Annotated in this window: 8 protein-coding genes; 7 read left to right on the top strand and 1 reads right to left on the bottom strand. The window is 61.5% G+C overall.

The features are described from left to right. The 4 genes from EN893_RS13385 to EN893_RS13370 all read left to right on the top strand — a co-directional run. Positions 1-224: L-serine ammonia-lyase, iron-sulfur-dependent, subunit alpha (locus EN893_RS13385; protein ID WP_206640112.1), on the top strand; the 224-nt coding region annotated here is incomplete at its 5' end. A 76-nt stretch (positions 225-300) separates the two neighbouring features. After that, positions 301-738 (top strand): DUF1489 family protein, encoded by a 438-nt coding sequence (locus EN893_RS13380; RefSeq protein ID WP_013531780.1) that lies wholly within the window; start codon positions 301-303, stop codon positions 736-738. 84 nt (positions 739-822) lie between these two features. Further along, positions 823-1,554, top strand: coding sequence for a VWA domain-containing protein (locus EN893_RS13375; protein WP_164900836.1), 732 nt, complete (start codon positions 823-825; stop codon positions 1,552-1,554). Next, entirely contained in the window at positions 1,554-2,252 is a 699-nt protein-coding gene (locus EN893_RS13370; protein ID WP_128361581.1) for a molecular chaperone DnaJ, read from the top strand. Before EN893_RS13375 ends, EN893_RS13370 begins: the two co-directional genes overlap by 1 nt. Before the next feature lie 46 nt (positions 2,253-2,298). Here the strand turns inward: EN893_RS13370 and EN893_RS13365 are convergent, their stop codons facing one another. Further along, positions 2,299-3,708, bottom strand: a complete 1,410-nt coding sequence (locus EN893_RS13365) for a D-alanyl-D-alanine carboxypeptidase (protein ID WP_127269294.1) — start codon at positions 3,706-3,708, stop codon at positions 2,299-2,301. 285 nt (positions 3,709-3,993) lie between these two features. Between EN893_RS13365 and EN893_RS13360 the strand changes: the two genes are divergently transcribed. The 3 genes from EN893_RS13360 to EN893_RS13350 all read left to right on the top strand — a co-directional run. Further along, positions 3,994-4,323: a phasin family protein gene (locus EN893_RS13360; protein WP_013531776.1), complete on the top strand. Its 330-nt coding sequence runs from the start codon at positions 3,994-3,996 to the stop codon at positions 4,321-4,323. 296 nt (positions 4,324-4,619) lie between these two features. Further along, a complete protein-coding gene (gene clpS / locus EN893_RS13355) occupies positions 4,620-4,949 on the top strand; it encodes an ATP-dependent Clp protease adapter ClpS (RefSeq protein ID WP_023812950.1) in 330 nt (109 codons plus the stop codon). 6 nt (positions 4,950-4,955) lie between these two features. Then, on the top strand, positions 4,956-6,586 hold a 1,631-nt coding region (locus EN893_RS13350), incomplete at its 3' end, for an AAA family ATPase (RefSeq protein ID WP_128361580.1).

Below are 6,586 nucleotides of genomic sequence, written 5' to 3'. Positions count from 1 at the left end.
GCGATCCGGTTGGTGGTCTGGTTCAGGTGCCGTGCATCGAGCGCAATGCGCTGGGCGCGGTCAAGGCGGTGACGGCCGCGTCGCTGGCCATCAAGGGCGACGGCATCCATTTCGTACCGCTCGATGCGGCGATCGAGACCATGCGCCAGACCGGCCTCGACATGAACGAGAAGTACAAGGAAACCAGCCTTGGCGGGCTTGCAGTCAACGTCGTGGAGTGCTGAAGGCTGGCCTAAACCGCCGCTGTGGAGAAGTCGATCCGGTCGTTGACGCGTTCGCGTGCGGGACTAACCTTAAGCGATGTCTCTCAATCTCATAAAACTCTGTGTCGGCTGCGACAGCGTCGAGGATCTCGAAGAGTGGATCGCCTTCCGCCTCGACGAGCGGCGGCGCGCCGGTGAGCCGGTCGAGCAGTATCACACCACCCGCATGATGCCGACACGCGGCGCCGAGGTTACCGATGGCGGTTCGCTCTATTGGGTGATCAAAGGCAATGTGCAGTGCCGCCAGTTGATCACCGAAATCCGGCCGTTCACCGACAGTGAAGGCATAGGCCGTTGCCATCTGATACTCGACCCCGAGGTTGTACGCACCGACTGGCAGCCGCGCCGGGCTTTTCAGGGCTGGCGCTACCTGAAACCGGCGGACGCGCCGCTCGATCTGGGCAAGGGCAAGGCCGGATTGATCGAGATGCCGCCGAAACTCAGGCGCGAGCTGGCCGATCTCGGTCTGCTCTGACCCCAGGTGGCATCACCGCCTGGCCCTTTGCACCGCCCGATGTGGGGCTTGCAAGCGATGTGGCAACGCCACATCTTGTTTTTCATGAGTGATAAGAAGCAGCCTGTGCCAGCGAGGACCAGTCCTGCGCCGGTCAAGCCTCAATCCAACGCCGGCGAGATCGACGCCTTCATTCGTCAGGCGAGGACACTTGCCGCGTCGGCGACCGGTTCGGGCAGGCTGATCCTTGCCCTCGACGCGACGATGAGCCGCCAGCCGACCTGGGATCTGGCCTGCACGCTGCAGGGCCAGATGTTCGACGCAGTCGGCAAGGCCGGAACCCTCAGCGTGCAACTGGTTTATTTTCGCGGCCTCGGCGAGTGCCGTTCGTCGGCTTTCGTGAGCGACACCAATGCCTTGAAGCAGCTGATGACGCGGATCGAATGCCGCAGCGGCCACACCCAGATCGGAAAGGTCCTGACGCATGCGCTGAAACAGACGGCGGCCGCCAAGGTCAATGCGCTGGTCTACATCGGCGACGCGATGGAAGAGAATATCGACGATCTGGCCGAAAAGGCCGGCAGCCTCGGCCTTCATGGCGTTCCTGTCTTCGTGTTTCAGGAAGGCCATGATTCCGGCGCGGAAAAGGCGTTCAAAGAGATTGCGCGGCTTTCCAAGGGGGCTTGGTTCCGATTTGATCGGCGGGCTGCCGCGACCTTGGCAGGGCTGCTTTCGGCCGTCGCCGTGTATGCGACCGGCGGGGTGAAGGCGCTCGAAGCCAGGGGCAGGCCGGAAGACCGGCTGATGATCGAGCATCTGCGGGGCGGCGGAAAATAATGGGCGCAATCATCGCTTTTGTAGCGTTGCTTCTGCTGCTTCTCGGCGCGGTGACGATCTTTCTGCGTGCCGAGCCGGCGAAACTGGCGAGCACGCTGCGAACGCTCGGGCCGGCTCTTCTGGCAGTTGTCGGCGTCGCCGTGCTTGTGGTCGGCCGTGAAGGCATCGGCGGCATGATTCTCACCGGGGCAATTGCCTGGTATGGTTCCATGCGAATGAAAGGCCAGCCGGCCGGCCTTGCCCCGGGCAAACGCTCGACGGTGCGCACGGCGGCATTGGAAATGGAGCTCGATCACGATACCGGCGGCCTCGAAGGACTGGTCCTGGCTGGCCGCCACGAAGGCAAGATGCTTGGCGCGATGGGGCTGGCGGAATTGCAACACCTCTACCGCGAACTCTCCAGCGACCCGGAGAGCCGACAGCTGCTAGAGACGTATCTTGACGGCAGATTTCCCGTCTGGCGCAAAAACGCTGAGACGAACGGTGGCGAAGGGCTGGGTGTTGCGCCAGGTCCGGGCGCCATGACTAAGGAGGAGGCCTACAAGGTCCTTGGTCTTGAAGCGGGGGCCGCCGCGGCGGATGTCCGCAAGGCGCACCACCGCCTGATGCAGCGCCTGCACCCCGATGTCGGCGGCACGTCTTTCCTGGCGGCGCGGATTAACGAAGCCAAGGACGTCTTGCTCTCCAATCACAACTAGTCTCCTTCGACGCAGAATTTTTCCGGGAGATGGCTTGCACGCCGTCCTACTGCTGGACGGCGTAGCACTCGATGTTCTTCTTCTTCAAAGCGGTACAGGCCTTCCAGGCGGCGGTCTTCGAACCGAAACCACCGAAGCGGGCGCGGTAATAGGTGACGCCATCCTTGTCGAAGGCGACAGTGAAACCGGAAGCGTCCGCCAGCACCTTGGGCGCCTGCTTGGTGGTCTTGTCGAGAAAGGCCTGGGCCTCGGACTGCTTGGGCGACGAGGCGACCTGAATGGCCCAGCCCGACGGCACCGACGCGGTGTTGACCGGGTCGACAGCCGCCGGCGTCGGCTCGGCATAGGCCGCTACCACCTGGGCCGTCGCGACCTGGGGGGCTGAAACGATGACGGTCTTGACCTTTCTGGTCTTGACGACGGGAGCTGCTTCCTCGGCCTGCGCGGTGTCGTCTTCGGCGACCGTGGCGTCCTCGGCAACGATGGCATCGTCCTGCGCTATGACAGGCTTGTCGTCCGGTGTCGGAGCGTCATGCTTGGGCAGAAGAACCTTGGCGAGGGCGGTGATCGGGTTATTGCCACCGGCCTTGGCGACCAGATCGCCACCGCCGCGAGTCGATGCCCTCGGCAGATAGGTGTTGATCAGGTTGGCCATCTGATTGTCACGGCTGCCGCCCGAGGTGCCGCCCATGACCACGCCGACGATGCGGCGATTGCCATCGGAAACCGACGAGACGAGGTTGAAGCCGGAGGCGCGGGTGTAGCCCGTCTTGATGCCGTCGACACCCTTGATACGTCCAAGCAGGCGGTTGTGGCCGTTGATGCGCTTGCGTCCGTAGAGAAAGGAGCGCTGCGAGAAATAGCCGTAATACTGCGGAAAATGCTCGCGCAGCGCGATGCCGAGCGTCGCCATGTCGCGCGCGGTGGTGAACTGGCCGGGGTCGGGCAGGCCATTGGCGTTTCTAAATACGGTGCCGTTCATGCCCAGCGCACGCGCCTTGGCGGTCATCATGCGGGCAAAAGTGGTTTCATTGCCGCCGAGCATTTCGCCGAGCGCGGTGGCCGAGTCGTTCGCCGATTTGGTGACGATCGACAGGATCGCGGTCTCGACCGTGACGGAACCGCCCGGCTTCACGCCAAGTTTCGTCGGCGCCTCGGCGGAGGCCTTGGCGGAAAACACCACTGGCGTGTTCCTGCTGATCTTGCCCTTCGCCATCGCTTCGAAGGTCAGATACAGCGTCATCATCTTGGTCAGCGAAGCTGGGTAGCGCCTGCCGTTGGCATCTGCGGAGTAAAGCACCTTGCCGGTCTTGGCATCCACGACGATGGCCGCCTGCCTGGCCGCCAGCGACGAGGCAACGTCGCCAAAAACGAATGTCATCGCCAAGGCGACGATCATCATCGTTTTGAGAGGGGAGGTGGATTTGGAAACGATGCCCAACAACGCCTTACGCACTGGTACTTCCCTTGGATTTCTTCGTTGCGTTGGAGGCGGCAAAGGGTCCTGCCTCGCTTCCGGTCAAGCTACCGGCGCAGCGTTACCAATCCGTTTATGGTAACCGCCGCGTTCACCATTTTCTTCGGGCTTGAGGTTCTCTTTATTCGATTTTTAGCCATTGGCTGCGCAGGCGGGCCCGCAAGCCCGCGGAATCTTGACTTTTGTGCGGCGCACAATATATTATCTTGCATTGCACAAGGGCGCCCCGAAGAAGGACGCTTCAACCGTCAAGGGAATCGTGAAATGACCCAGACCTATGAGGACTTCAGCAAATACGGCAAAGAGTTCGCCGACACCGGATTGAAGAGCTTCGCGTCGCTGTCCAAGGGCGCGCAGGCGATTGCCACCGAGGCTGGTGAATACACCAAGAAGAGTTTTGAAACCGGCAGCGCCACTGTGGAGAAGCTGTTTTCAGCCAAGTCGCTGGAAAAGGCGATCGAGATCCAGTCGGACTACGCCAAGCAGTCTTATGAGGCGTTCGTCGCCGAGGCCACCAAGATCGGCGATCTGTATGCCGAACTCGCCAAGGAAGCTTACAAGCCATTCGAATCGATCGTTGCCAAGGCGAAGTAATTTCGCCCGGGCGAACTGATTTCGCCTGACGTGACCCAGATTGAGCCTTTGAACCCGAGAAAAAGCCCGGCCGCGGAAACGCGGCCGGGCTTTTTCGTGTCAATTTTCGCTCCAGAGCCTCGCGCCCCTTCACGATTGCGAAAATCGTCCAAGTTTGGTGACCTAGCCATATTGTCAGCTAACCAGAAGGGCTTAAAATCGTACATCGAACACCTACATGTCGAACTCGCATGGGGAATCGAAAGAGGCAGGAATACGTGACTTCAGGTTTGACTGCCACGAGACGCGTGGTGCGAATGCAAGACGGCGACGGTAACGGCAATGGGGCCGGCCGTGGGACGGCCGTCATCACGCGCACCAAAACCAAGACCAAGAAGCCCAGCCTTTATCGGGTCCTCATCCTCAACGACGACTACACTCCGATGGAGTTCGTGGTTCACGTGCTGGAGCGTTTTTTCCAGAAGGATCGCGAAGCCGCCACACGCATCATGCTTCATGTTCACAATCATGGAGTGGGCGAGTGCGGGGTCTATACATTCGAGGTGGCCGAGACCAAAGTGTCCCAGGTCATGGATTTCGCCCGACAGAATCAGCATCCGCTGCAATGCGTGATGGAGAAGAAGTGAGGTAACATGCCGGCTTTCTCCCAAGGCCTGGAAAAGGCGCTTCACCAGGCGCTGACGCTCGCCAATGAGCGGCACCATGAATATGCAACCCTAGAACATCTGCTGCTCGCGCTCATCGACGACACCGAGGCGGCCGCCGTCATGCGAGCCTGCAATGTCGATCTCGATGAGCTCAAGCATACGGTTCTCACCTATATCGACACCGAGCTCGACAACCTCGTCACCGGTTACGACGAGGACTCCAAGCCGACGGCCGGTTTCCAGCGCGTCATCCAGCGCGCGGTGATCCATGTGCAGTCGTCCGGCCGCGAGGAAGTATCGGGCGCCAACGTGCTCGTCGCCATTTTCGCCGAGCGCGAGAGCCATGCCGCCTATTTCCTGCAGGAACAGCAGATGACCCGCTACGACGCGGTCAACTACATCTCGCACGGCATTGCCAAGCGTCCGGGCGCGTCAGAGACACGCTCGCCGCGCGGTGCGGACGACGAGCAGGGCGGCCAGAACGGCGCCGAGCCGCAAGAGGAAGGCGGCAAGAAGAAGCAGCAGCAGGATGCGCTGACGGCTTATTGCGTCAATCTCAACAACAAGGCCAAGGCCGGCAAGATCGACCCGCTGATCGGCCGCGAATCCGAGATCAACCGCACCATCCAGGTGCTGTGCCGCCGCTCCAAGAACAACCCGCTCTATGTCGGCGACCCCGGCGTCGGCAAGACTGCGATCGCCGAGGGCCTGGCCAAGCGCATCGTCGAGGGCGACGTTCCCGAAGTGCTGCACAACGCCACCATCTTCGCGCTCGACATGGGCACGCTGCTCGCCGGCACGCGCTATCGCGGTGATTTCGAGGAACGGCTGAAGCAGGTCGTCAAGGAGCTCGAGGATTATCCCGGTGCCGTGCTGTTCATCGATGAGATCCACACGGTCATCGGGGCAGGGGCGACATCAGGCGGCGCCATGGATGCGTCCAACCTGTTGAAGCCGGCGCTGTCATCGGGTGCGATCCGCTGCATCGGCTCGACCACCTACAAGGAGTTCCGGCAGTTCTTCGAGAAGGACCGTGCCTTGGTGCGGCGCTTCCAGAAGATCGACGTCAACGAGCCGACCATCGAGGACGCCATCGAGATCATGAAGGGCCTCAAGCCCTATTATGAGGAGTTCCACAAGGTGAAGTTCACCAACGAGGCGATCAAGGCCTCGGTGGAACTGTCGGCACGTTACATCAACGACCGCAAGCTGCCGGACAAGGCGATCGACGTGATCGACGAGACCGGCGCCTCGCAGATGCTGGTGCCGGAAGCCAAGCGCAAGAAGACCATCGGCATCAAGGAGATCGAGGCGACGATCGCCACCATGGCCCGCATCCCGCCGAAGACGGTTTCGGCCGACGACGAGAAGGTGCTTCAGGGCCTCGATATCGAGCTGAAGCGCGTCGTCTATGGCCAGGACACCGCGATCACCGCGCTGACCTCGGCGATCAAGCTGGCGCGTGCCGGCCTGCGCGAACCGGAGAAGCCGATCGGCTCCTACCTGTTCTCGGGTCCGACCGGCGTCGGCAAGACCGAAGTTGCCAAGCAGTTGGCCGCGTCGCTCGGCGTCGAGCTGATCCGCTTCGACATGTCGGAATATATGGAACGCCACAC

The sequence above is a fragment of the Mesorhizobium sp. M7A.F.Ca.CA.004.04.2.1 genome (assembly GCF_004022825.1).
GTDB lineage: Bacteria > Pseudomonadota > Alphaproteobacteria > Rhizobiales > Rhizobiaceae > Mesorhizobium.
This window is presented reverse-complemented; position numbering and strand designations above follow the sequence as displayed.